Source organism: Pseudomonas abyssi, from assembly GCF_003444685.1.
Lineage (GTDB): Bacteria > Pseudomonadota > Gammaproteobacteria > Pseudomonadales > Pseudomonadaceae > Halopseudomonas > Halopseudomonas abyssi.
The window spans coordinates 1399236-1424646 of the sequence record NZ_LMAZ01000001.1; the positions used below are offsets into that span (position 1 = coordinate 1399236).

General features: G+C 59.6%; 21 protein-coding genes and 3 tRNA genes. 15 read left to right on the plus strand and 9 right to left on the minus strand.

All coding sequences use genetic code 11. The features are described from left to right. Nucleotides 1–2: 2 nt before the first annotated feature. The 4 genes from ASB58_RS06400 to ASB58_RS06415 form a co-directional block, all read right to left on the minus strand. Complete coding sequence (locus tag ASB58_RS06400) at nt 3–395, minus strand: PA2779 family protein (RefSeq protein WP_181977892.1); 393 nt, start codon at nt 393–395, stop codon at nt 3–5. A 176-nt stretch (nt 396–571) separates the two neighbouring features. Beyond that, complete coding sequence (locus ASB58_RS06405; protein WP_118129716.1) at nt 572–1855, minus strand: NAD(P)/FAD-dependent oxidoreductase; 1284 nt, start codon at nt 1853–1855, stop codon at nt 572–574. A gap of 115 nt (nt 1856–1970) precedes the next feature. Beyond that, complete coding sequence (locus ASB58_RS06410; RefSeq protein ID WP_235827234.1) at nt 1971–3542, minus strand: DHA2 family efflux MFS transporter permease subunit; 1572 nt, start codon at nt 3540–3542, stop codon at nt 1971–1973. Next, on the minus strand, nt 3535–4566 hold the full coding sequence (locus tag ASB58_RS06415; protein ID WP_118129717.1) for an HlyD family secretion protein: 1032 nt from the start codon (nt 4564–4566) through the stop codon (nt 3535–3537). The genes ASB58_RS06410 and ASB58_RS06415 overlap by 8 nt, the downstream gene beginning before the upstream one ends. Nucleotides 4567–4668: 102 nt before the next feature. Between ASB58_RS06415 and ASB58_RS06420 the strand changes: the two genes are divergently transcribed. The 5 genes from ASB58_RS06420 to ASB58_RS06440 all read left to right on the plus strand — a co-directional run bounded on the left by ASB58_RS06420 (nt 4669) and on the right by ASB58_RS06440 (nt 7734). After that, nucleotides 4669–5571, plus strand: coding sequence for a LysR family transcriptional regulator (locus tag ASB58_RS06420; RefSeq protein WP_118129718.1), 903 nt, complete (start codon nt 4669–4671; stop codon nt 5569–5571). A 69-nt stretch (nt 5572–5640) separates the two neighbouring features. Then, complete coding sequence (gene gltX, locus ASB58_RS06425; RefSeq protein ID WP_118129719.1) at nt 5641–7116, plus strand: glutamate--tRNA ligase; 1476 nt, start codon at nt 5641–5643, stop codon at nt 7114–7116. Between the two features lie 271 nt (nt 7117–7387). Next, nucleotides 7388–7463: transfer RNA gene (locus ASB58_RS06430), tRNA-Ala, on the plus strand. A gap of 78 nt (nt 7464–7541) precedes the next feature. Then, nucleotides 7542–7617: transfer RNA gene (locus tag ASB58_RS06435), tRNA-Glu, on the plus strand. Nucleotides 7618–7658: 41 nt separating this feature from the next. Next, nucleotides 7659–7734, plus strand: a tRNA-Ala gene (locus ASB58_RS06440). 65 nt (nt 7735–7799) lie between these two features. On the opposite strand, the gene ASB58_RS06445 is transcribed toward ASB58_RS06440, so the two are convergent. Next, on the minus strand, nt 7800–10043 hold the full coding sequence (locus tag ASB58_RS06445; RefSeq protein WP_118129720.1) for an Orn/Lys/Arg family decarboxylase: 2244 nt from the start codon (nt 10041–10043) through the stop codon (nt 7800–7802). A gap of 145 nt (nt 10044–10188) precedes the next feature. Here ASB58_RS06445 and ASB58_RS06450 point away from each other — a divergent pair, with 145 nt between their 5' ends. Beyond that, nucleotides 10189–10635 (plus strand): acyl-CoA thioesterase, encoded by a 447-nt coding sequence (locus ASB58_RS06450; protein WP_118130017.1) that lies wholly within the window; start codon nt 10189–10191, stop codon nt 10633–10635. Nucleotides 10636–10669: 34 nt separating this feature from the next. Here ASB58_RS06450 and ppnP read toward each other — a convergent pair whose 3' ends face one another. Then, entirely contained in the window at nt 10670–10951 is a 282-nt protein-coding gene (gene ppnP / locus ASB58_RS06455) for a pyrimidine/purine nucleoside phosphorylase (RefSeq protein WP_118129721.1), read from the minus strand. 125 nt (nt 10952–11076) lie between these two features. On the opposite strand from ppnP, the gene ASB58_RS06460 reads away from it, so the two are divergent. Next, a complete protein-coding gene (locus tag ASB58_RS06460; RefSeq protein ID WP_118129722.1) occupies nt 11077–11949 on the plus strand; it encodes an NAD(P)-dependent oxidoreductase in 873 nt (290 codons plus the stop codon). Continuing rightward, a complete protein-coding gene (locus ASB58_RS20180; protein ID WP_118129723.1) occupies nt 11949–12215 on the plus strand; it encodes a YkgJ family cysteine cluster protein in 267 nt (88 codons plus the stop codon). The genes ASB58_RS06460 and ASB58_RS20180 overlap by 1 nt, the downstream gene beginning before the upstream one ends. On the opposite strand, the gene ASB58_RS06470 is transcribed toward ASB58_RS20180, so the two are convergent. The 3 genes from ASB58_RS06470 to gltA form a co-directional block, all read right to left on the minus strand. Continuing rightward, entirely contained in the window at nt 12143–13081 is a 939-nt protein-coding gene (locus ASB58_RS06470; RefSeq protein WP_118129724.1) for an EamA family transporter, read from the minus strand. The genes ASB58_RS20180 and ASB58_RS06470 overlap by 73 nt on opposite strands. A gap of 144 nt (nt 13082–13225) precedes the next feature. Beyond that, nucleotides 13226–14104 carry a LysR substrate-binding domain-containing protein gene (locus ASB58_RS06475; protein ID WP_118129725.1) on the minus strand — a complete coding sequence of 293 codons (879 nt, stop codon included), beginning with the start codon at nt 14102–14104 and terminating at the stop codon, nt 13226–13228. 408 nt (nt 14105–14512) lie between these two features. Next, a complete protein-coding gene (gene gltA / locus ASB58_RS06480; protein WP_083729174.1) occupies nt 14513–15787 on the minus strand; it encodes a citrate synthase in 1275 nt (424 codons plus the stop codon). 341 nt (nt 15788–16128) lie between these two features. Between gltA and sdhC the strand changes: the two genes are divergently transcribed. The 7 genes from sdhC to lpdA all read left to right on the plus strand — a co-directional run bounded on the left by sdhC (nt 16129) and on the right by lpdA (nt 25308). Next, nucleotides 16129–16515, plus strand: coding sequence for a succinate dehydrogenase, cytochrome b556 subunit (gene sdhC, locus ASB58_RS06485; RefSeq protein WP_096005160.1), 387 nt, complete (start codon nt 16129–16131; stop codon nt 16513–16515). Then, nucleotides 16509–16877, plus strand: coding sequence for a succinate dehydrogenase, hydrophobic membrane anchor protein (gene sdhD, locus ASB58_RS06490; protein ID WP_083729176.1), 369 nt, complete (start codon nt 16509–16511; stop codon nt 16875–16877). Before sdhC ends, sdhD begins: the two co-directional genes overlap by 7 nt. After that, entirely contained in the window at nt 16878–18650 is a 1773-nt protein-coding gene (sdhA, locus tag ASB58_RS06495) for a succinate dehydrogenase flavoprotein subunit (protein ID WP_096005147.1), read from the plus strand. It abuts the gene before it with no gap. An 11-nt stretch (nt 18651–18661) separates the two neighbouring features. After that, nucleotides 18662–19366, plus strand: coding sequence for a succinate dehydrogenase iron-sulfur subunit (locus ASB58_RS06500; RefSeq protein WP_083729180.1), 705 nt, complete (start codon nt 18662–18664; stop codon nt 19364–19366). Nucleotides 19367–19679: 313 nt separating this feature from the next. Beyond that, nucleotides 19680–22517: a 2-oxoglutarate dehydrogenase E1 component gene (locus ASB58_RS06505; protein WP_096005148.1), complete on the plus strand. Its 2838-nt coding sequence runs from the start codon at nt 19680–19682 to the stop codon at nt 22515–22517. 36 nt (nt 22518–22553) lie between these two features. Further along, on the plus strand, nt 22554–23780 hold the full coding sequence (odhB, locus tag ASB58_RS06510; RefSeq protein ID WP_118129726.1) for a 2-oxoglutarate dehydrogenase complex dihydrolipoyllysine-residue succinyltransferase: 1227 nt from the start codon (nt 22554–22556) through the stop codon (nt 23778–23780). Between the two features lie 91 nt (nt 23781–23871). Beyond that, nucleotides 23872–25308, plus strand: a complete 1437-nt coding sequence (gene lpdA, locus ASB58_RS06515; protein WP_118129727.1) for a dihydrolipoyl dehydrogenase — start codon at nt 23872–23874, stop codon at nt 25306–25308. The last annotated feature ends 103 nt before the right edge of the window (nt 25309–25411 follow it).

Here is a 25411-nt window from a genome sequence, read left to right on the forward strand (position 1 = left end):
GCTCAGTTCACGCAGTTGACGAAGCTGTAGACGTTGGTGGCACACAGCATGTCGGTGATGATGAAGATGACCAGAAACAGCACGATGATGCCTACGACACCGGCGGCGGCAGGGGCGTCATCCAGTTGGCTGTTGAAGTCGGCCAGCTCGTCAGCGGTCAGGCTGTCGATGCGCTGTTCAACCTGGTCCTGGGATACACCCAGGCTGGCCAGCTTGGCCTGTACGTCCTGATCGTCCAGCATGGCCTTGAGTTCGGCACGGTCGACGCTCAATTGCTGCTGGGCAACGGCTTCACCGGTGCCGACCATGGCGGCCTGGGCCTGCAGGCTGGCCATGGAGGTCAGCATGAACAGGGCAGTCAGCAGGATGGACAGGTAACGCTTGGTGGATCGCATGAAAGTCATGGGTTATTTCCTCATTTGTTGTGGCTTCCCTGCTTGGAAGCTTTCAACCACCTAAGGGTGGCCGTCCGATGCGCAGGCTGCGCTCAATGTAAACGACCCACGCAACGTCCAGAGGTTCCAAAGTGCCATCGCCTGTGTGATCTATTTCACCTCTTGCGACTACCTGTTCACAGGCCCAGCTTGTCGCGCATCTGGTAGTACCACGCACCCATGGCAGTAAATGGCACACGCAATAGGCGTCCGCCGGGGAAGGGGTAGTGTGGCAACGCGGCAAAGGCGTCAAAACGCTCGGCCTGACCGCGCAATACCTCGGCTAGCACGCGCCCGGCGACGTGGGTAAAGGTGACGCCATGGCCACTGCAGCCCTGGGAATAATAGATGTTGTCGCCGATACGGCCGACCTGAGGAAGCCGTGACAGGGTCAGCAGAAAGTTGCCGGTCCAGGCGTACTCGATCTTGATGTCCTTGAGCTGCGGAAAGGTCTTGATCAGGTTGGGGCGAATGAGCGCCTCGATGTTGCTTGGATCGCGTGCGCCGTAGACCACGCCGCCGCCAAAGATCATGCGACGGTCGCCGGAGAGGCGGTAGTAATCGAGCAGGTAGGCGCAATCCTCCACGCAGTAGTCCTGGGGCAGCAGCGAGTTGGCCAACTCCTCGGACAGCGGCTCGGTGGTAATAACCTGAGTGCCGCAGGGCATGGATTTGGCCGCCAACTGCGGCAGCAGGTTACCGAGGTAGGCGTTGCCCGCTACGATCACGTAGCGGGCCTTTACCTGACCCTCGGCCGTATGGACCACCGGATTGGCGCCCTGATCAATACGCGTCACCGGTGAGTGCTCATGGATAACGCCTCCCAATGACTCGAAAGCCGCCGCCTCGCCAAGTACCAGGTTCAGCGGGTGGATGTGGCCACCACTCATGTCCAGCATGCCGCCGGTGTAGATGTCGGTATTGACGACCTCGCGAATGCGGCGCTCGTCGAGCAGTTCCAACTGGGTGTTGCCATAGCGCTCCCAGAGCTTTTTCTGGGCTTCCAGGTGCTTCATGTGCTTGCCATTCAGGGCGGCAAACACACCGCCGTCCTTCAGGTCGCAGTCAATGTTGTAACGCGCGACACGTTCGCGAATGATGCGTCCACCCTCAAAGGCCATATCGCCCAGCAGGCGTGCCTGATCCGCTCCCAGGGTGCGCTCGATGACGTCGATATCGCGACTGTAGCTATTGACGATCTGCCCGCCGTTGCGCCCGGATGCCCCAAACCCCACCTGCACAGCCTCCAGCACGGTGACCCGAAACCCCTGTTCGGCCAAGTGCAATGCCGCCGAGATACCGGTGAAGCCGGCGCCAATCACACAGACGTCGGTTTCGCCGCTGCCCTGCAGCGCAGGTCGAGCTGGCGCGGGGTTGGCTGAAGCGGCGTAGTAGGAGGTAGTGTGCTGAGTGTCGACCATGAAGGCACCTGTGCAGATCGTTTGAAATATTTGACAATATTTGCCGATGCTACTCGCAGGATGGCTCTATGGCTATAGAGCGCTCAAAAAAAGACACAGTTGCGGGGCGTGCTGCTCAGCTGTGCGCCGGTTGTGGCTCGGTAGTCGCGGCTGGCGCCGGTGCTTTGGGCAGTGGTCGGCAAAGCAGCACGAACACCATCGAGCAGCCGAGCATCATGGCGATCAGGTGGAAGGCATCGTTGTAGGCCATGATCGCAGCCTGCTGGTGCACCTGGTTGCTGAGTAGCTGCAGCGCACTTTGCTCGTTTCCGAGTTGGCTGGTGAGTAGCTGCATACGCTCCTCGAAGGCCGGGTTGCCCGGCGTAATGTGCTCACGCAGGAAGTCGAAATAGTACTTGGCCCGGCTGTCGAGAATGGTGGCCAGTGCGGCAATGCCGATGGCGCCGCCGAGGTTGCGCAGAATGTTGTACAGACTGGAAGCGGAGCCGGCCTGGGATGGTGCAATCATCGCGGTCGCAATGATCGACATGGGGACCAACACCATGGGCTGGCCGAAGGCCCGGAATATCTGGATCGCAATAAACTGGTCACCCGCGAAGTCCAGGCTCAGGCTGCCACTGTAAAAGCTGGCGAAGGCAAACAGAAAGAAGCCGCAGGAGCAGAGCAGGCGGGCGTCGATAAAGCGCATCAGGATGGGGACCAGCGGGATGATCAGCAGTTGGGGAACACCCATCCACATGATGACTTGGCCGATCTGCAGGGCGTTGTAGTCCTGGATCTGCGCGAGGTAGACCGGTAGTACGAACACGGTGCCGTACAGGCCGACGCCAAGGCCGATGTTGGCCAGACTGCCCAGCAGAAAGTTGCGGTCTTTGAGCAGTCTGAGGTTGACTAGCGGGTTGTCGCGCGTGAGCTGCACGATCACAAAGCTGACCAGCGCGATAAAGCTGATCACCGCCAGTGCGACCATCAGATTGGATTCAAACCAGTCCTCGCGGTGACCCTCTTCGAGAAAGACCTGCAGGCAGCCAAGGCCGATCGCCATGGTCACGATGCCGAAATAGTCGCCTTGGCGCAGCAATTCCCAGCGGGGTTTGCCCTTGTCGAGGCCATACATCAGACCGGTCGCCATCAGGATGCCCGGCACGATGTTGATATAGAAAATGTATTCCCAGCCGAAGTTTTCGGTCAGCCAGCCACCAATGGTGGGGCCAATGGAGGGCGCGAAGGTGGCGGTAATGGCAAACATCGCCATGCCCTTGGGGCGCTGGTTTGGCGGCAGCTTGGTCAGGATCAGGGTAAAGGCAAAGGGGATCAGTGCGCCGCCCGCCAGACCCTGCAGGGCGCGGAAGACGATCATGCTTTCCAGATTCCAGGCCATGGAGCAGAGCAGGGAGGCGATGACGAAGATCGCCGAAATGGTCACGGCAAATCGCCGTGGCGACAGGATCATGGTCAACCAGGCAGCCAGCGGGATGATGATGATTTCCGCGACCAGGTACGACGTAGAGATCCAGGAGCCTTCTTCGACGGTCGCCGACAGCGCGCCCTGAATGTCCTTGAGCGACGAGTTGATGATCTGGATATCCAGAATCGCCATGAAGGCACCAAGGATCGCACTCAGCAGCGCTATCCAGTCGCGCCTGCCGGGTGGCGGAATATCGTGGGCCGAGCCAGCGTCAGTCACGCAGGTCGACCTTGACCATAACCGACATGCCCGGACGAATCAGTCCCGCCAACGGGCTGTCCGCATCGACCACCAGCTTGACCGGAATGCGCTGCACCACCTTGGTAAAGTTGCCGGTCGCGTTGTCAGGCGGCAGCAGACTGAACTGGGCGCCAGAGGCCGGGAAAAGACTCTGCAGGGTGCCGGTCACCGGCTGATCGGGAAAGGTATCGAATACCAGCTCGGCTTTCAGCCCTTCGTGCATGCGGCTGATCTGAGTTTCCTTGAAGTTGGCCTTAATCCACAGATCGGTATCGGGCACCACCGCCAGCAGGTTGCTGCCGGAGGAAACGTTCTGACCGATACGAACATTGCGCTGGCCGATCCGCCCGGCCACGGGCGCTCGGATCTCCGTGCGCTCCAGGTCAAGTTGCGCCTGCTGTACTGCCGCCTCGGCCACCTGAATCTGGGCATCGAGGCGGGCAATATCGGCAGCCAGGGTGTCCTTGGCCAGCTGTTGCGTCTGACGATCGGCCTGCGCCTTGCTGACTTGCGCGCGGGCCACTTCCAGTTGGGCGCGGTAGTTGCTGAGTTGCTCTTCGGAGGCGTAGCCCGATTGGCGTAGCGGGGTAATGCGTTTGATATCCAGCTCGATACGGCGCTGTTCCGCCTCACTGGCGTCGACGTTGGCGGCAGCCGCGGCGATCAGACTGTCTTGTTGGACCAGGCGTGATTGCGCCTGTTGATGCTCGGCGCGGCGGGTGGCGAGGTTGGCGTTGGCTTCAGCGAGGGCGATCTCGAAGTCGCGAGCATCGAGGCGTACCAGCAAATCGCCTGGGGCCACGGCCTGGTTGTCTTCGACCAGTACTTCGGTGACCTGGGCCGACAGCCGGCTGGAGACGTAGGTAATATCGCCTTGAACGTAAGCGTTATCGGTTTCTTCAAAGTAACGACCGACCAGCCACCAATGCGCGAAAGCGGCAAGTCCCACTGTGGCGCAGATAAGCAGAAAGACGAACAGACGGGCTCTAACTCGGGCAGACATACCATTTCTCATTTATTTTTCTGACTGCACTCTATCACTGTTCCTCATAGCGTCGGAGGCGCTAGAATCTGGAAACTTTGTTGCAGCCAGGGAACAGTACCTATGGGTTTGGATGATGCGCTGATTTTTACGCGAGTCGTTGAATGCCACAGTTTTACCAGTGCCGCCGCCACTTTGGGGATGCAGAAGTCCACGGTCAGTCGACGCCTTGCCCAGCTTGAAGAGCGCCTGGGCGTGCGCCTGCTCAATCGCACCACGCGCAAGCTGCGTCTCACGGAGGTGGGGCAGGCCTACTACGAGCGTTGCCGGCAGATCATGCAGGAGTTTTCTGAGGCCGAGCAGGCCATCATGCAGTTGCAGCGCGAGCCCACGGGGTTGCTGCGGGTGAGCTCTCCCATCGAATTTGGTCAACTGTTTTTGGGCGGTGTTGTGGGCGAGTTCATGCGCAGCTATCCGGCCATTCAGGTCGAAGTCGAGCTGACCACGCGGGTGGTTGACCCGGTGGAAGAGGGCGTCGATGTGGTCATCTATCTTGGGCGCCCCCAGGACTCCAGTCTGGTTGCCCGGCGACTTATGACCAGTCCCAGGCAGTTGTACGCCAGCCCCGACTACATTCAACGCTATGGCATGCCGCAGAGCCCGGAGGAGTTGTCCGATCATCGCTGCATTCACGCCCTGGTGGACGGCGCGCGCAAGTGGCGTTTCGACTCGCCAGCGGCCAGCGTGCCCATCAATCCGGTACTGGTGGTCAATAACATTACCTTTGCCCGCGAGGCTGCACTGGCCGGCGTAGGCATCATCAACGTGCCGGCATTTATTGCCGAGCCCTGCGTCGAGGCCGGTACCTTGGTGCGTGTGCTTGAGCAGACCGAGCTGCCGTCCAGTGAGCTGTACGCAATGTACCCGTCGCGCCGTTTCCAGGCCATGAAGGTCAAGGCCTTTATCGATTTTGTCGTCGAGCAGCTGCATCTGCGCTCGTCGAGTCATATAGAGGTCGAGGCGTAAGCCCTGATAAAATCCGCTGCATCCCTGAAGTCAGTCCCGCCTTGGCGGGACGCCAGATCGAGAGAGTCCATGACTGTTCGTACCCGCATTGCGCCTTCCCCGACCGGTGATCCGCACGTCGGCACCGCCTACATTGCGCTGTTCAATCAGTGCTTTGCCCGCCAGCACGGCGGCCAGTTTATCCTGCGTATCGAAGATACCGACCAGGTGCGCTCCAGCGCTGCCTCCGAGAAGCAGATTCTCGACTCGCTGCGCTGGCTTGGGCTGGAGTGGGATGAAGGTCCGGACGTCGGCGGTCCCCACGGTCCTTACCGTCAGAGTGAGCGCAGCGCCATCTATCATCAGCATAGCGAGGAGCTGATTGAGAAGGGGCACGCCTTCCGCTGTTTCTGTTCCAGTGAGCGTCTGGATGCATTGCGCGCCGAGCAGATGGCCAACAAGCAAACGCCCGGCTATGACGGTCACTGCCTGCATTTGAGCGCCGATGAGGTGAGTGCCCGCGTTGCGGCAGGTGAGCCCCATGTCGTACGGATGAAAGTGCCGAGCGAAAGCACCTGCAAGGTGCAGGACATGTTGCGTGGCGAGATCGACATCCCGTGGGAACAGGTCGATATGCAGGTGCTGATGAAGGCCGACGGTCTGCCGACCTATCACCTGGCCAACGTCGTAGATGACCACTTGATGGGCATTACCCACGTACTGCGTGGTGAGGAGTGGATCAACTCCGCGCCCAAACATATCCTGCTGTACCAATACTTCGGCTGGGACATGCCTGCGTTGTGCCATATGCCGTTGCTGCGTAACCCGGACAAGAGCAAGCTGTCCAAGCGCAAGAACCCGACCAGCATCACCTTCTACCAGCGCATGGGCTATCTGCCTGAAGCGCTACTGAACTATCTCGGCCGTATGGGCTGGTCCATGCCGGATGAGCGGGAAAAGTTCACCTTGGCAGAAATGGTCGAGCACTTCGACATTCAGCGCGTCTCACTGGGCGGTCCTATCTTCGATATCGAGAAGCTGTCCTGGCTGAACGGGCAGTGGATTCGGGAGCTGTCAGAGGACGACTTTGCCACTGCAGTGCAGCAATGGGCGCTTAATCCGGCGTATCTCAAACCGATGATCTCGCTGGCTCAGACCCGGGTAGAAACCTTCAGTGACCTGCCGAACCTGCTGGGCTTCTTTATGGCCGGCAAGGTTGATCCCGCACCTGAGCTGTTTGTGCACAAAAAGCTGGACGCCGAGGGCGTGCGCAAGGCGCTGCAGTTGTTGCTCTGGAAGCTGGAAGCGCTGCGCGACTGGGACAAGGACAACATCACCGGTGTCATTCAGGCTGTCGCAGCCTATATGGAACTGAAGCTGCGTGATCTGATGCCGCTGCTGTTCCCGGCGATCACCGGCCAGGCCAGCTCGGTCTCGGTACTGGACGCCATGGCACATCTGGGCCCGGACCTTACCCGCTACCGTTTGCGCCAGACCGTCGAACTGCTGGGCGGCACCTCGAAGAAAGAGAACAAGGCGTGGCAGAAGGAACTGGAGGCTATCTAGCCTCCAGCTGCAAGCTGCAAGCTGCAAGCTGCAAGCGGTAAGCTGCAAGCGGTAAGTCGTAAGCTAGAAGCTGAAAGCAAAAGCAAAAGCAAAAGCAAAAGCAAAAAACGGCGCGGGGTTCGAGCCTCTCGCCGCGATTCGCCGCCACCCCAATCAGCTTGCGGCTTACAGCTTCCAGCTTGTGGCTGTGTTTTAGATAAGTTGCTGTTTTGCGTAAATTTCTGTTGACAGGCCAGAGCGTCAATCTTAATATGCGCACCGTCGTTGAGACGGGGCTATAGCTCAGCTGGGAGAGCGCCTGCATGGCATGCAGGAGGTCAGCGGTTCGATCCCGCTTAGCTCCACCAAGTTTTTTGGTCGACGTTCGCGTTGGCCTGTTTTCTACACTGCTGAACAGATTCCAGCCTGTTCAGAGAAGGGATTGCGTCCCCTTCGTCTAGTGGCCTAGGACACCGCCCTTTCACGGCGGTAACAGGGGTTCGAGTCCCCTAGGGGACGCCATTTTTACCGATGCACGCAAGTGTGTCAGGGTCGCAAGACCTGGGGCTATAGCTCAGCTGGGAGAGCGCCTGCATGGCATGCAGGAGGTCAGCGGTTCGATCCCGCTTAGCTCCACCATTTCAAAAGCCGACATCGTCTGATGTCGGCTTTTTTTTGCCCGCGATTTGTTCGGCGCCATTCAGCTATTCGACCAGGCAGTCCACTCGCCAGCGACGCTCGCCGGCGATCAGGTCGTTGCGCAGGCCGTGTATGTCGTTGCCAAATCCCGGAAAGCGCGTTTCCAGATCGATGGCGGCGTCCAGGTAGGCGGCAATCACGTTATCCTCGGGAAAGCGCTCCCCGGGCATGATGACGGGAATGCCGGGCGGGTAGGGCACCAGCATGACCGCACTCATGCGTCCGCTGAGTGCGTCAACGGGCACTGGCTCGACATGGCCGCGTACCATCTGCTGGTAGGCGTCGGCGGGCCGCAGGTGCATCTGTGGCAGCTCGGTGTACATGTCGCGCTGCAAGCGCACCAGTGAGTGCTGTTTGTAGCAGCGGTGCAGCTGTTCGCCCAAATCGCGCAATCCCAGGCCGGCGTAAGGCGGTTGCCCGGCAATATCAGGCAGGGTGCTTTCCAGTGGCGCGTTCAGGTCGTAGAGACGCTTGAACTCGCGTAGCTCCGACAGCAAGGTGCTCCATTTGCCCTTGGTGATACCCAGAGAGAACAGGATCAAAAAGGAGTACAGACCGGTTTTCTCGACGACCAGGCCGCGGTTGGCCAGGAAGCGTGTGACCAGGGCGGCGGGGATGCCGCTTTTGGCCAATCGACCCTTCTCCTCGACGCCCGGTGTCAGCAAGCTGACCTTGATCGGATCCAGTAGCGCGTAGTTATCAGCCATGGTGCCGAAGCCATGCCAGTCGGCGCGGTCCTTGAGGGTCCAGTCCTTGCTGTGCAGATTGTCGCTCTCCAGAGCGTCTTCAGGCTCCCAGACATCAAACCACCATTGCTCGTCATCCAGCTGCTCGGCGCTTTGCTGCATCGCGCGGCGGAATGACAGGGCCTCGTCCAGCGTTTCCTGTACCAGCGATTCGCCCGCCGGGCCGGCCATCATGCCGGTAGCGACGTCGATGGAGGCAATCATGCCGTAGTGCGGGGAGGTGGAGGTGTGCATCATGTACGCCTCATTGAAGCGCTCGTGGTCCAGCTGCTGGTCCGCACTGTCGCGGGCCAGGATGATCGAGGCCTGAGAGAGTGCGGCAAGCACCTTGTGCGGGGATTGGGTAGCGAACAGCAGTGGGTGGCCGCTGGCGCGCGGGCGGCTGCGGCTCATGCCGTGGCGGCCATGATAGAAGGGGTGGAAGGCGGCGTAACCAAACCAGGCTTCGTCAAAATGCAGGACTTCTACCCGGTCCTGCAGCTGTTCGACGATCATGTCGGTGTTGTAGCAAAGGCCGTCGTAAGTCGAGTTGGTCAGGACCGCCAGGCGGATGCGTGGTGCATCACGGTCCTTGAGTAGCGGGTGGCTGGCGATGTGTTCGGCCAGTTGCGCGCCGCTGAAGCGGTCGTGGGCAATCGGGCCGATGATGCCGTAGTCGTTGCGTGAGCCCGTCAGGTAAATGGGGATGGCACCGGTCATGATGATCGCGTGCAGGATCGACTTGTGGCAGTTGCGGTCGACCAGGACCAGGTCGTCGCGGGTGACGTAGGCGTGCCAGATGATCTTGTTGGCGGTAGAGGTGCCGTTGACCACGTAAAAACTGTGATCGGCGCCAAACACCCGTGCGGTGTGATGCTCGGCTTCAGCCACCGGGCCGGTATGGTCAAGCAGCGAGCCCAGCCCGGGTACCGACACCGAGAGGTCGGAACGCAGTGTGTTTTCGCCAAAGAAATCATGAAAGGCGCGGCCCACAGGGCTTTTGCGAAAGGCGACGCCGCCGCCGTGCCCGGGGGAGTGCCAGGAGTAGCTGGCGCGCCCTGTGTAATCGAGCAGCGCCTTGAAAAACGGCGGCAGCAGTTGCGCCAGATAGCTGCGTGCGGTGCGAGCGATCTGGCCTGCTATGAACGGCAGCGTATCCTCGAACAGGTAGATGATGCCGCGTATCTGATGCAGTTCGCGCAGTGCCGAGAGCAATTCCGGGTCAATGCTCTGCCGCGTGCTCAATGCCATGATGGGGAGTTCGGGGGAGCGGCTGTGGGCCGCGCTGAACAGCGCTTCGACTTCCTGCAGGTCCGGCACTGCCTCTGGCGTAAAGAGGATGCAGGAGAGGCCGCGATGCGCCTCTGCGATGAGGCGGCCTTCCTCCAGGTGTTCTGCGCCCAGAACTTCAAAACCCTCTTCATCCAAAGCCTGGAATAGCGCCTCAAGCTGGCGGCCGGCGACGTTGTTCTGGCCAATGGCCGGGTGGATGAGCAGGATGGGAAAATTCAGCTGCTTGAACATGACGGGCACTCTGTGGCAACGGGTGCCCCTCAGACTACGCCACGCGCAGCCGCTTTGCATGGCTCTGCTGCGCATCCTTGACGTGTCTTTGTAGTACCATCGGTCATCACATTGCGGTGAATCTGTTTTTGGGGAGATGTATTTCGTGAGCTGGGATCTGCCAACGCCTTTCACTCTGCCGATCCTGGTCGGTGCGGACGATATCGACGAGCTTGGGCATGCCAATAACGCGGTGTATGTGCGCTGGCTCGAGCGCTGCGCCTGGCAGCATTCACAGTCGCTCGGGCTGGGGCTGGCCGAGTACCGCGAGCTGAACCGCGCCATGGCGGTTCTGCGCCATGAGATCGACTATCTGGCGTCGGCCTATGAAGGTGACGAGCTGGAAATGGCGACCTGGATTTTCAGTTGGGATCGCAAGCTGCGCATGACCCGGCATTTTCAGCTGGTGCGCAAGTCGGACGGGGCGACTCTGTTGCGGGCGCGCACGACCTTTGTCTGCATCGAGCTGTCGACCGGCCGGCCCAAGCGCATGCCTGAGGCCTTTATCGAAGGCTACCGCGTCGGTATGACCGAAGCGCCGGAAGGGTTCTGAAAAAGCCCGGCGCAGGGCGCGCCGGGCAGGGTACTTAGCGGTACTCGCACAGGTACGCGGTATCGCGCTCTACCTTCAGATTGAAGCGGCTGTTGGCGGGTACGGTGAACTGATCGCCGGCGTTGTAGGTATTCCACTCGTCGCTGCCCGGCAATTTCACGGTCAGCGCGCCGTTGATGACGTGCATGATTTCCAGCTGGCTGGTGCCAAACTCATATTCGCCCGCGGCCATGACGCCCACGGTAGCGGCGCCTTCAGGTTGTTTGAAGGCAATGGAGGCAACCTGACCGTCGAAATACTGATTTACCTGAAACACGGGCGATACTCCTGAACATGAAAAGGGCGCTCATTATGCCGAGCGCCGCTGGGGCGGGCAATTGCTCGCAGTGAGCACAATCGAAGCAGGTCGCGTGGCGCGATCAGAGCCAGAGGAGAAGCGGTATGGCAAACGTCGCATTCATCGGGTTGGGCGTGATGGGATATCCCATGGCGGGCCATCTGCAGCGGGCCGGCCATCAGGTCACCGTTTACAACCGTACGGCCGCCAAGGCCGCCAGCTGGGTTGAGAGCTATGGCGGGAAGTCGGCGGCGACCCCTGCCGAGGCCGCGCGCGGTCAGGATGTGGTGCTGCTGTGTGTGGGTAATGATAATGACCTGCGTGAGGTGGTTTGCGGAGAGCAGGGTGTCTTGACCGGTGCGCACAATGGCATGGTGCTGGTTGACCATACAACCGCCTCTGCTGGCGTGGCGCGGGAGTTGTCGGCACTGGCTGGCGAGCAGGGCGTCGGCTTTCTGGATGCTCCGGTCTCCGGTGGGCAGGCGGGTGCAGAAAGCGGTCAGTTGACCATTATGGCGGGCGGCGATGAAGCGGTGTTCGATCTGGTCAGGCCGATTCTGAGTTGCTACGCGCGCATGCTGCGGCTCATGGGGCCGGTCGGCAGTGGGCAGCTGACCAAGATGGTCAACCAGATCTGTATTGGCGGACTGCTGCAGGGGTTGTCGGAGGCGATACATTTCGCCCAGCAGGCAGGTCTTGACGGCGATGCGGTGGTGTCGGTTATCAGCAAAGGTGCGGCTCAGTCCTGGCAGATGGAAAATCGCTACCGCAGCATGCTCGATGGCGAGTTCGACTTTGGCTTTGCCGTCGACTGGATGCGCAAGGACCTGTCGATTGTGCTGGAGGAGGCGGGGCGCAACGGTGCTCGCTTGCCGGTAACGGCGCTGGTCGATCAGTTTTACGCGGATGTCCAGGCGATGGGCGGCGGTCGCTGGGATACCTCCAGCCTGATTGCACGGCTGCAGCGCGACAGCTGATGGAGTGCCGCGCCGAGTGTGGTGCCTGCTGTACGGCGCCTTCAATCACCTCGCCGATTCCCGGCATGCCTGGCGGTAAGCCGGCAGGCGTGCCTTGCGTGCAGTTATTGGCGGATATGCGCTGCGCGATTTTCGGCTCGCCGGAGCGCCCGGCAGTATGCTCGGGCTTTCTGCCGGAGCCATCCGTGTGTGGTCAGTCGCGCACGGATGCGTTGCGCATCATTGGCTGGCTGGAGTCGGCAACCGGCGTTGATGCGGCCTGCTGACGGCGGCGCCCCAGTCGCGCACCAAATACGTTGATTGTCAGGCCGCCCATGATGAGGATGGTGCCGATCAGCTGGAGCTGGCTGAGCTCCTCGTCCAGCAACACGGCTGCGGAGCTGAGCCCGATGACAGGGACCAGCATCGAGAAGGGGGCAATCTGCCCGGCAGGATAGTGAGACAGCAGCCGACTCCACAGGCTGTAGCCGAGCAATGTTGCGCCGAACGCCAGGTAGGCCAGGGCAAAAAGTGCTGCGCCGCTGATATTGGCCAATGCATCGGTGATCCGCGCAGGCCCCTCCAGCCAGAGTGACATGGCCAGAAATGGCAGTGGCGGGACCAGGCTCCCCCAGACCACAAGCGCCGTCAGGTCAACCTGGCCAACGCGCTTGGTGATGATGTTTCCGCAGGCCCACATCAACGCAGCGCAGAGTGTCAGCAGCAAGCCGGTGGTGGTCATGCTGGCGCCGCTGTGCAGCCCGATGAAGAGTAACCCCGTTGCCGCCACCAGCAGGCCGATCAGGTTGTGCGCGCGCACTTTCTCGGACAGCAGCAGGGCCGCGAGCAGCAGGGTGAAAAACGCCTGCGACTGCAGCACCAGCGATGCGAGTCCGGCGGGCATGCCGTTGTCCATGGCGCTGAAGAGGAAGGCGAACTGACCGAAGGAAATGGTCAGGCCATAGGCGACAAGCCAGCGTAGTGGCACCTGTGGTCGGCGAATGAAAAAGATGGCGGGAATGGCTGCCAGCGTGAAACGTGTTGCGCCCAGCAGCATCGGAGGCAGGCTGTCCAGGCCAATCTTGATCACGACAAAATTGAGCCCCCAGAGCAAAATGACCAGCAAGGCGAATGCAAGATCTCTGGCGGACATGACGTGGCAGGCTCCGTCGGGTGGTGGGGTGGAGCTGCCTATACAATCACGTCTGGCGTGATTTGCTGCGGTACAGTGGTGGCCGTAATGACCTGTACAGTGCAGCACGGCGCTTGCTGGTCGGCCTGTCTGGACGCTGCTGCCTCAGAGGTTCGCAAGGCTCTGTATGACAAAGCTATGTAGCGCGTCGACCAACGGGCTGCCATTACTGCTGCGCTCAAGCACGATCTGGTAGCTGGTCAGCGATGGAAGGCCGGCGGCGTTGTCGACGATTTTGAGCGGTTTTCTTACCAGGCTTCGCGGGAAGGGCGCTACCGCCAGGTCGGCCTCCATTGCCGCTTGCTGGCCCGCACAGTGCTCGCTCACGTAGGCAATACGATAGGCCACGCCGGCGCGATCAAGTGCGGCCAAGGCTGCTTCTCGCCATACGCAGCCGGTGCCGGCCAGCGATAGTGGTAAGGGGCGCAGTGTTGCGGCTTGTCCGCCTGCGCATTCTGCCCAGACCAGTTGCTCGGTATGAACTACCTCGCCACTGGGTGCATGGCTGCCAGAAGTGACCAGAGCCAGATCCAGCTCGCCTTGGCGTATCTGTTCGCTCATATCCTTGCTGCGCGCCATTACCACATCCACTTGTACGCCGGGGTAGCTGCGCGCAAAGCTGCTCAGCACCGTTGGCAGGATACGCGTGCCCACGTCATCGGAGGTACCGAGGCGGACGCTACCGCTCAGTTCTGGGTGGTAAAACCGGCTCAGGGCCTGCTCGTTGAGGTTGAGCATGCGCCGGGCAAAGCCCAGCAGTGCTTCGCCCTCGGCCGTGACGCTGGCGCGACGTGGCTCGCGCGTCAGTAGACGGTAGCCAAGCAGTTCTTCCAGGCGCTTGATCTGCATGCTGATGGCAGACGGCGTGCGGTGTACCTGCGTTGCGGCGGTAGAGAAGCTGCCGGTCTCGGCAATGGCAATGAAGCTGCGCAGCAAATCCAGTTCCAGTAGCGGCAGGGCGGTGCCTTTCGGAGTCGTGGTCATGATATTTTCGTTCAATTAAATTGAACATGCATGTTATTTGAATTCGCTGGATTGAACAATTGTTGCGCGAGAAGGTGATGCTTCCATTTCAAAGGAGGTTGCGCCATGAGTTGCAATGAGAAGCCCCGGTCGCCCAAAAAGCAGATCCCTGTATCGCCGTCACAGCATGATTTCTACATGCCGGCGATGCCGCCGTTCTGGTTGTTTCGAGCGCTGAGGCGCGGTGTGCGCAAGCTCTTTTCCTGTCTCAAGTAACTTGCGGGAAATCTGGGTGAGGTTGGAGCGTTTTCGTCCACCGTCACGTTAGGTGGCTGAGGTGATGCGGGTGCCGACATCTGTTGGCTAGAGGGGCGGCGCGAGGGCAATAAAAAACCCGCAGAGGCGGGTTTTTTATTGGCTACAGGCGACTTACTTGCTGGGGTAGTCGCGCTGGGTCGAGCCGGTGTACAGCTGGCGCGGACGGCCAATCTTGTACGGACCGCTGATCATCTCGTTCCAGTGTGCAATCCAGCCCGGGGTGCGGCCGGTGGCGAAGATAACGGTGAACATTTCGGTCGGAATGCCGATCGCCTTCAGGATGATGCCGGAGTAGAAGTCGACGTTCGGGTACAGGTTGCGCTCTTTGAAGTAGGGATCGTTGCGCGCGATCTCTTCGAGCTTCATGGCCAGTTCCAGTTGCGGGTCGTTGATACCCAGCTCGGCCAGTACTTCGTCGCAGGTCTCTTTCATGACCTTGGCGCGCGGATCGAAGTTCTTGTAGACGCGGTGACCGAAGCCCATCAGCTTGAACGGGTCGTCCTTGTCCTTTGCCTTGGCAACGAATTTTTCGATGTTCGACACATCGCCGATCTCGTCCAGCATGCGCAGTACCGCTTCGTTGGCGCCGCCGTGAGCCGGACCCCACAGTGCTGCAATGCCGGCTGCGATACAGGCGAACGGGTTGGCGCCGGAAGAGCCGGCCAGGCGTACAGTGGAGGTGGAGGCGTTCTGCTCGTGGTCGGCGTGCAGGACGAAGATGCGGTCCATTGCCTTGGCCAGTACCGGGCTGATCTTCTTCTCTTCACAGGGTGTGTTGAACATCATGTGCAGGAAGTTTTCGGAGTAGCTCAGGTCATTGCGCGGGTACATCATGGGCTGGCCCATGGAGTACTTGTAGACCATGGCGGCCAGGGTCGGCATCTTGGCGATCAGGCGAATGGCGGAAATTTCGCGGTGGTGCGGGTCGTTGATGTCCAGGGAGTCGTGGTAGAAAGCGGAGAGGGCGCCAACGACGCCACACATGATAGCCATCGGGTGAGCATCGCGGCGGAAGCCGTTGAAGAAGTTCTTCAGCTGCTCGTGAACCATGGTGTGGTTCTTGATGGTGTTATCGAACTTGGTTTTCTCTTCTGCGCTGGGGAGTTCGCCCTTGAGCAGCAGAAAGCAGGTTTCCAGGAAGTCGGACTTCTCTGCCAGCTGGTCAATGGGGTAGCCGCGGTGCAGGAGTACGCCTTTCTCACCATCAATATAGGTGATCTTGGATTCGCAGGAAGAGGTGGCCATAAAGCCTGGATCGAAGGTGAATACGCCTTCAGCAGTGAGGCCGCGGACATCCACGACATCGGGGCCCATGGTCCCTGAGTAGACCGGCAGATCGATGGGGGCCGCGCCCTCGATGATCAACTGCGCTTTTTTGTCAGCCATTGATGGCCTCCTGTTTTGCTGTATCGAAAAGGTGACCCCCCACGCAGGGCCCGCATCACTATAAGGTGATAAATCGGTTTGTCAATTGTGCGGATAGTGAAAGGAAATGAGGTCAATTAAAAGGTTTAATTGCAAGCTTTTCTTGTTGTTTGGCTAGACTTGGCAGCGCGGAAACAGAGCGTTTCCCGCCGGCTGTTCCGTTGTAATCAATGGCCTAAGTCACTATACTCCTTGACCGGCAAAGTGACCCGCAGGGCTTCGCCAGAGGCTGCTGGGGCGGGTCATTAAAGGTGTCAAAGTGCATCTTCCTATAATCCAGCCCTGTCCACAGGGCCATGAGTGTGAATATAGCCGTGAATAGCAAAAGACCCGTCAACCTTGACCTCAGGACAATCAAGCTTCCTGTAACCGCCTACACGTCAATTTTGCATCGCATTTCTGGCGTTATCCTGTTCGTCGCAATCGCAATTCTGCTCTGGATGCTCGACACCTCTCTCAGTTCGGAGAGTGGCTTTGAGCAGGTCAAGAGCTGTCTGCAGAACCCCCTGGCCAAGCTGGTCATCTGGGGCATTCTGTCTGCGCTTCTCTACCACCTGATCGCCGGTGTTCGTCACCTGGTAATGGACGCAGGTGTCGGTGAAGGGCTGGAAAGCGGCAAACGTGGTTCGCAGGTAGTAATCGTGGTTTCCGCCATCGTGATTGTTCTTCTGGGGGTGTGGATATGGTAACGAATGTCACCAACCTGTCTCGCAGCGGTCTGTATGACTGGATGGCGCAGCGCGTCTCCGCTGTACTGCTGGCTGTCTATGTACTGTTTCTGCTTGGTTACCTGATCTGCAACCCGGGTCTGACCTATGCCGACTGGCAGGGTCTGTTCGCCCAGAACTGGATGCGTATCTTCAGTATTCTTGCCTTGGTGGCGCTGAGTGTGCACGCCTGGGTCGGGATGTGGACCATCTCAACCGACTACCTGACTCCCATGGCGCTTGGCAAGTCTGCCACCGTTGTCCGCTTCCTGTTCCAGGCGGTCTGCGGTCTGGTCATGTTCGTGTTGTTTGTCTGGGGCGTGCAGATTCTCTGGGGTAACTAAATGTCTACTATTCGCACACTGACTTTTGACGCCATCATCATTGGTGGCGGCGGTGCCGGCATGCGCGCAGCGCTGCAGCTGGCTCAAGGTGGTCACAAGACTGCTGTTGTAACCAAGGTATTCCCGACTCGCTCGCACACCGTATCCGCCCAGGGCGGTATTACCTGTGCCATTGCTTCTGCTGATCCGAATGACGATTGGCGCTGGCACATGTACGACACCGTCAAGGGCTCCGACTATATCGGTGACCAGGACGCAATCGAGTACATGTGTTCCGTCGGCCCGGAAGCGGTCTTCGAGCTGGAGCACATGGGTCTGCCGTTCTCCCGCACTGAAACCGGTCGTATCTATCAGCGTCCGTTCGGTGGTCAGTCCAAGAACTTCGGTGAGGGTGGCCAGGCTGCCCGTACCTGTGCTGCTGCCGACCGTACCGGTCACGCCCTGCTGCACACGCTGTATCAGAACAACGTCAAGCACAACACCACCTTCCTGAACGAATGGTATGCAGTCGATCTGGTCAAAAACCAGGACGGCGCCATCGTCGGTGTTATCGCCATCTGCATCGAGACCGGCGAGACCGTCTATATTCGTGCCAAGGCAACCGTGCTGGCCACCGGCGGCGCCGGTCGAATATATGCCTCGACCACCAACGCCCTGATCAACACCGGTGATGGTGTCGGTATGGCTCTGCGTGCCGGTGTGCCGGTGCAGGACATCGAGATGTGGCAGTTCCACCCGACCGGTATCGCCGGCGCCGGTGTACTGGTTACCGAGGGTTGCCGTGGTGAAGGCGGTTACCTGATCAACGCCCAGGGCGAGCGTTTCATGGAGCGTTATGCTCCGAACGCGAAAGACCTGGCCGGCCGCGACGTTGTTGCGCGCTCCATGGTCAAAGAAATCCTGGCTGGTAACGGCGTAGGTCCTAACAAGGATCACGTACTGCTGAAGCTGGATCACCTGGGTGAAGAAGTGCTGCACAGCCGCCTGCCCGGTATCTGTGAGCTGTCCAAAACCTTCGCGCACGTTGACCCGGTTACCGCGCCGGTGCCGGTTGTTCCGACCTGTCACTACATGATGGGCGGTGTGGCTACCAACATCCACGGTCAGGCCATTACCCAGGACGCTGAAGGCAACGACAAGATCGTTGAAGGCCTGTTCGCTGTTGGCGAAATCGCCTGCGTATCGGTTCACGGCGCCAACCGTCTGGGCGGCAACTCGCTGCTTGACCTGGTTGTCTTTGGCCGCGCTGCCGGTCTGCACCTTGAGTCGGCACTGAAAGAAGGCATCGAATACCGTGGTGCCTCCGAGTCCGACATCGATGAGTCGCTGGCTCGTCTGGCGGGTATCAACGAGCGCGCCACTGGCGAAGACGTTGCACCGCTGCGTAAGGAACTGCAGGACTGCATGCAGAACTACTTCGGTGTATTCCGCACCGGTGAGTACATGCAGAAAGGCATCAAGCAACTTGCCGACCTGCGTGAGCGCATCGCCAACGTCAAGATCGACGACAAGAGCCAAGCGTTCAACACTGCACGTATCGAAGCACTGGAACTGCAAAACCTGCTCGAAGTGGCCGAAGCCACCGCCATTGCAGCAGAGGGCCGCAAGGAAAGCCGTGGTGCCCACGCTCGCGAAGACTTCGAAGATCGCGATGACGAGAACTGGCTGTGCCACAGCCTGTTCATGCCGGGTACCAAAGAACTCAGAAAGCGTGCAGTTAACTTCTCGCCCAAGACTGTTCCGACGTTCCAGCCTAAAGTGCGCACCTACTGAGGGTCATCGATATGTTGCAAGTAAGTGTTTATCGTTATAACCCGGAGAGCGACAACGCCCCGTTCATGCAGGACTTTCAGGTCGACACCAACGGCAAGGACATCATGGTTCTTGACGTGCTGGCCCTGATCAAGGAACAGGACGTCGGTTTTTCCTACCGTCGCTCCTGCCGCGAAGGCGTTTGCGGTTCTGACGGCATGAACATCAACGGCAAAAACGGCCTGGCCTGTATCACTCCGCTGTCTGCGGTCGTGAAGAACAACAAGCTGGTGCTGCGTCCGTTGCCTGGTTTGCCGGTAATTCGTGACTTGGTTGTAGATATGAGCATCTTCTACAAGCAGTACGAAAAAGTGCAGCCGTATCTGCAGAACGACACGCCGGCGCCCGCTATCGAGCGCCTGCAGTCACCTGAAGAGCGTGAGAAGCTGGATGGCCTGTACGAGTGTATTCTCTGTGCATGCTGCTCGACTTCCTGTCCTTCTTTCTGGTGGAACCCGGACAAGTTCATTGGCCCGGCTGGTCTGTTGCAGGCATACCGCTTCCTGGCGGACAGCCGCGACGAAAAGACCTCCGAGCGTCTGGCTTCTCTGGATGATCCGTTCAGCGTATTTCGTTGCCGCGGCATCATGAACTGTGTGAATGTGTGCCCGAAGGGTCTGAACCCGACCCGCGCTATCGGTCACATCCGCAACATGTTGCTGCAAAGCGGTACCTGATCGGTTGTAATTGCATTAAGTTGGCCTGAGCCGGCTCCTGGCACAAGGAGCCGGACAGTTTTTTAACGAACCGCACGCTCAAAAAGCAGCGGTTTGTATATGTACCTAAACCAACAGGGGCACTCGGGTAACACCCGAACTATCTGTCGGGGCCGGCAATTTTCCGTTCAACGGAATAGGTGGCGGCAGGATCGGAGGCAGCGACACTGCTCCCGGATCAACGCCAGCATGTTTCGCGCGGATGACAAGGCTTTGCCTTGCCAATTAATGGTCTTAGCGCCAGGTGGTGTCCCCTTATAGAGGGTGACCAAGCATGCCAGACAGCGTAATGCAGCAGCTGTGGAGTACCTCTCACCTTGACGGTGGGAATGCCTCCTATGTTGAAGAGCTCTATGAGCTCTATCTGCAAGATCCGAACAGCGTTGCCGAAGAGTGGCGCAGCTACTTCCAGAAGCTGCCCCAGGTAAACGGCCATGCCGGTTCGGACGTACCCCATTCCACCGTCCGCGATCACTTCCTTCATCTTGCCAAGAGCAATCGCCGGCCTCAGGCCGCCAGCGGTGGCGCTGTCAGCAGCGAGCATGAAAAGAAACAGATTGATGTCCTGCGCCTGATTCAGGCCTTCCGGATGCGTGGCCATCAAGCTTCCAACCTTGACCCGCTGGGGCTCTGGAAGCGCGAAGAAATCGTTGATCTGACCCTCGCTGATTACGACCTGACCGACGCAGATCTGGACACCGTATTCCGTACCGGTGAGCTGCAGATCGGCAAGGACGAAGCGACCCTGCGTGAAATCCTCGACGCACTCAAGGTGACCTATTGCTCGAACTTCGGTATCGAGTACATGCACATCGTCGATTCCACCCAGCGCCGCTGGTTCCAGCAGCGTATTGAAAGCGTGCGCGGCAAGCCCCAGCTCGGCGCCGACACCAAGCGTCACCTGCTTGAGCGCTTGACCGCGGCTGAAGGCCTGGAGAAGTATCTGGGCACCAAATACCCGGGCACCAAGCGTTTCGGTGTTGAGGGGGGCGAGAGCCTGATTCCGATGCTGGACGAGATCATTCAGCGCTCCGGCTCCTACGGCACCCAGGAAGTTGTGCTTGGCATGGCACACCGTGGCCGTCTGAACGTCCTGGTCAACACCCTCGGCAAGAACCCTCGCGAGCTGTTTGACGAATTCGAAGGCAAGAAAAAGGTCGACATGGGCTCCGGTGATGTGAAGTACCACCAGGGCTTCTCGTCCAACGTGATGACCTCCGGCGGTGAAGTCCACCTGGCGCTGGCGTTCAACCCGTCTCACCTGGAGATCGTGTCTCCGGTGGTTGAGGGCTCGGTACGCGCCCGTCAGGACCGCCGTCTGGACGCCACCGGTGACAAGGTGCTGCCGATCAGTATCCACGGCGACGCCGCCTTCGCAGGGCAGGGCGTGGTCATGGAAACCTTCCAGATGTCCCAGACCCGTGCCTACAAGACCGGTGGCACTATTCACATCGTCATCAACAACCAGGTCGGCTTTACTACCAGCCGCCAGGACGATGCGCGCTCCACCGAGTACTGCACCGACGTTGCCAAGATGATTCAGGCGCCGATCTTCCACGTCAATGGTGACGATCCGGAAGCCGTGCTGTTCGTTACTCAGCTGGCGGTTGATTACCGCATGCAGTTCAAGCGTGACGTGGTCATCGACATGGTCTGCTACCGCCGCCGTGGTCACAACGAAGCGGATGAGCCGTCCGGTACGCAGCCGTTGATGTATGAGGTGATCACCAAGCATCCCACCACTCGCGACATCTACGCTGAACGCCTGGTAGGCGAGGGCGTGCTGACCAGCGATGAGGTGCAGGAGCGTTTCGAGGAGTACCGCAACGCCCTCGATAATGGTGACCATGTGGTGAAGAGTCTGGTCAAGGAGCCCGACACCGGCTCCTTCGTTGACTGGGCGCCTTACCTGAATCACAAGTGGACTGCGCGTCACGACACCAGTTTTGATCTGAAAACCCTGCAGGAGCTGGCCAACAAGCTGACTGACCTGCCCGATGGTCTGGTACTGCAGCGTCAGGTTGGCAAGATCATCGAAGACCGTCGCAAGATGGCTGCCGGTGCGCTGGCGCTGAACTGGGGCTTTGCCGAAACCATGGCCTACGCCACGCTGCTGCACGAAGGTCACCCGGTGCGCATCACCGGCCAGGACGTGGGTCGCGGTACTTTCTCGCACCGCCACGCCGTGCTGCACAGCCAGAACGATGGCCGCGCCTACGTGCCGCTGCGCAAGCTTAGCGAGAACCAGCCGCGTTTCGACATCCATGATTCGCTGCTGTCCGAGGAAGCGGTGCTGGCCTTTGAATACGGCTACGCCACCACCACCCCGAATGCGCTGGTCATCTGGGAAGCCCAGTTCGGTGACTTCTTCAACGGTGCTCAGGTGGTGGTAGACCAGTTCATCACCAGTGGCGAGCACAAGTGGGGACGCCTGTGTGGTCTGACCATGCTGCTGCCGCACGGCTACGAGGGTCAGGGTCCGGAGCACTCTTCAGCGCGCCTGGAGCGTTTCCTGCAGCTGTCTGCCGAGCACAACATTCAGGTGTGCGTGCCGTCTACGCCGGCGCAGGTTTATCACATGCTGCGCCGTCAGGTGATCCGTCCGCTGCGCAAGCCGCTGATTGCCCTGACGCCCAAGTCGCTGCTGCGCCACAAGCTGGCCACTTCAACCCTGGAAGAGTTGGCCGACGGGTCCTTCCAGACCGTGATTCCCGAGATCGACGCGATCGATCCGAAGAAAGTGGATCGCGTGATCATGTGCAGCGGCAAAGTCTATTACGACCTGCTGGAGAAGCGCCGCAACGAAGAAGCGGACAACATCGCCATCGTGCGTATCGAGCAGCTGTATCCGTTCCCTGAGGATGATCTGGCCGAGGTTCTGGCGCCCTACAAGCACCTGAAGAAGGTGGTGTGGTGCCAGGAAGAGCCGATGAACCAGGGCGCCTGGTACTGCAGCCAGCACCATATGCGCCGTGTGCTTTCCCAGCACAAGACCAAGAATCTGTATCTGGACTACGCTGGACGTGAGGCTTCCGCCGCACCGGCCTGTGGACATCCTTCCATGCACGCGGAACAGCAGGAAAAACTCCTGCAAGACGCTTTTACCGTCTGAGCGCAGCCAGACAACAGAGATTAATAAGGATCGACAATGGCTATCGAAATCAAAGCCCCTACATTTCCCGAGTCGGTTGCCGACGGTACTGTTGCCACTTGGCACAAGCAGCCGGGCGACGCGGTAAAACGCGACGAACTGCTGGTAGATATCGAAACCGACAAGGTTGTGATGGAGGTTCTTGCCGAGGCTGACGGTGTCATGGGTGACATCGCCAAGGCCGAAGGCGACACCGTGCTGAGCGGTGAAGTACTGGGTGTATTGAAAGATGGCGAAGCGGCCTCCGCGCCCGCTGCCAAGAAGGAAGAGCCGAAGGCAGAAGCGGCTCCGGCTGCCGAGCAAAGCAGTGGTGAAGAGCCGCTGCTGTCGCCGGCCGCACGCAAGCTGGCTGAAGAAAACGGTCTGGCTGCCGCCGACATCGCTGGCACCGGCAAAGGTGGTCGCGTCACCAAGGAAGACGTTCTGAACGCCATCGAAGCCAAGAAGAACGCGCCTGCTGCTCCGGCTGCCAAGCCTGCCGCTGCTGCTCCGGCTGCCGCTGTTGCACTGGGCGAGGGTGATCGCGTCGAGAAGCGCGTACCCATGACTCGTCTGCGTGCCCGTATCGCCGAGCGTCTGGTTGATGCGCAATCGAGCATGGCCATGCTGACCACCTTCAACGAGGTCAACATGAAGCCGGTCATGGATCTGCGCAAGAAGTACAAGGACCTGTTCGAGAAGAAGCACAATGGCGTCCGTCTGGGCTTCATGTCCTTCTTCGTCAAGGCGGCTACCGAAGCGCTCAAGCGCTATCCGGCAGTCAACGCCTCTATCGACGGCAACGACGTGGTGTACCACGGCTATCAGGACATTGGTGTCGCCGTGTCCAGCGACCGCGGTCTGGTTGTGCCGATTCTGCGCAACACTGAGCACATGGGCCTGGCAGACATTGAAGGCACCATCGCTGACTACGGCCGTAAGGCGCGTGACGGCAAGCTGACCATGGAAGAAATGACCGGCGGCACCTTCACCATCTCCAACGGTGGCGTATTCGGTTCGCTGGTTTCCACCCCCATCGTCAACCCGCCGCAAGCGGCTATCCTGGGCATGCACAAGATCCAGGAGCGTCCGATGGCGGTTGACGGTCAGGTTGTCATCCTGCCGATGATGTACCTGGCGCTGTCCTATGATCACCGCCTGATCGACGGCAAGGAAGCAGTGAGCTTCCTGGTTGCGATCAAAGATTTGCTGGAAGACCCGGCGCGTCTGTTGCTGGACGTCTGATCGATTACACGGGTTTTCAGCAGCAGATTACTCGCCCGGCACGCGCTGCCGGGCGCCTTTTTGAATACTGCTGCCAACAGAGGATTTGCTCATGAGTCAGAAATACGATGTGGTAGTCATCGGCGCGGGCCCTGGCGGTTATGTCGCCGCTATCCGCGCCGCGCAACTTGGCCTGAAAACGGCCTGTATCGAAAAATACGTTGGCAAGGATGGCAAAAACGCCCTTGGCGGCACCTGCCTGAACGTTGGCTGCATTCCATCCAAGGCACTGCTGGACAGCAGCTGGAAGTACTACGAAGCCAAAGAGGGGTACAAGGTCCACGGTATCGACGTCAAGGGCATCAGCATGGATGTCCCGGCCATGGTCGAGCGCAAGGACAAGATCGTCAAGCAGTTCAGCGGCGGCGTTGCTACCCTGTTCAAGGCTAATGGCGTCACCAGCATCGAAGGTCACGGCAAGCTGATGGCTGGTAAAAAAGTCGAAGTCACTGCGCCGGACGGCAACGTCACCGTGATCGATGCTGAAAACGTGATTCTGGCCTCCGGTTCCGTGCCGATCAACATTCCTCCAGCACCGCTGACCGACGATATCATCGTTGATTCGACCGGCGCTCTGGACTTCACCTCTGTACCCAAGAAGCTGGGCGTGATCGGCGCCGGTGTCATCGGTCTGGAGCTGGGTTCGGTATGGCGCCGTCTGGGCGCTGAAGTGGTCGTATTCGAAGCACTGGATTCCTTCCTGAGTCTGGCCGACGAGCAGGTTGCCAAGGAAGCGCTGAAGACCTTCACCAAGCAGGGGCTGCAGGTTCGCCTGGGTGCTCGGGTTACCGGTACAGAGATCAAGCGCAAGCAGGTCACCGTGTCGTTCACCGATGCAGAAGGGGAACAGCAACTGACCTTTGACAAGCTGATTGTTGCCGTTGGCCGCCGTCCGTACACCGAAAACCTGCTGGCCTCCGATTGCGGTGTTGATCTGGACGAGCGCGGCATGGTCTACGTTGACGACTACTGCGCCACCAGCGTACCTGGCGTTTATGCGGTCGGTGACATGGTTCGCGGCCCGATGCTGGCCCACAAGTCCTCGGAAGAGGGCGTCATGGTTGCCGAGCGCATTGCGGGCCACAAGGCCGCCATGAACTACGATTTGGTCCCGTCTGTGATCTACACCCACCCGGAGATCGCGTGGGTCGGCAAGAACGAGAAGCAGCTCAAGGCCGAAGGCGTTGAGTTCAATGTCGGTGTTTTCCCGTTTGCTGCCAGCGGCCGCGCGGTTGCAGCCAATGACACCGGCGGCTTCGTCAAGATGATTGCCGATGCCAAGACCGATCGCGTTCTGGGTGTGCACGTTATCGGCCCGAGCGCTGCAGAGCTGGTACAGCAGGGCGCCATCGCCATGGAGTTCGGCACCAGTGCCGAAGACTTGGGCATGATGGTCTTCTCGCACCCGACCCTGTCTGAAGCGCTGCATGAAGCTGCCTTGGCTGTTAATGGCCACGCAATTCATGTCGCCAACCGCAAGAAGCGTTAAGATAGCGTCCCGATGACCCGGTGGTCGCCCAAGTGACTACCGGGTCTGCTGTAGCAAGAACAACTTTGGCCGAGCAATCGGTCAGGCCACAACGAGGTGGTCA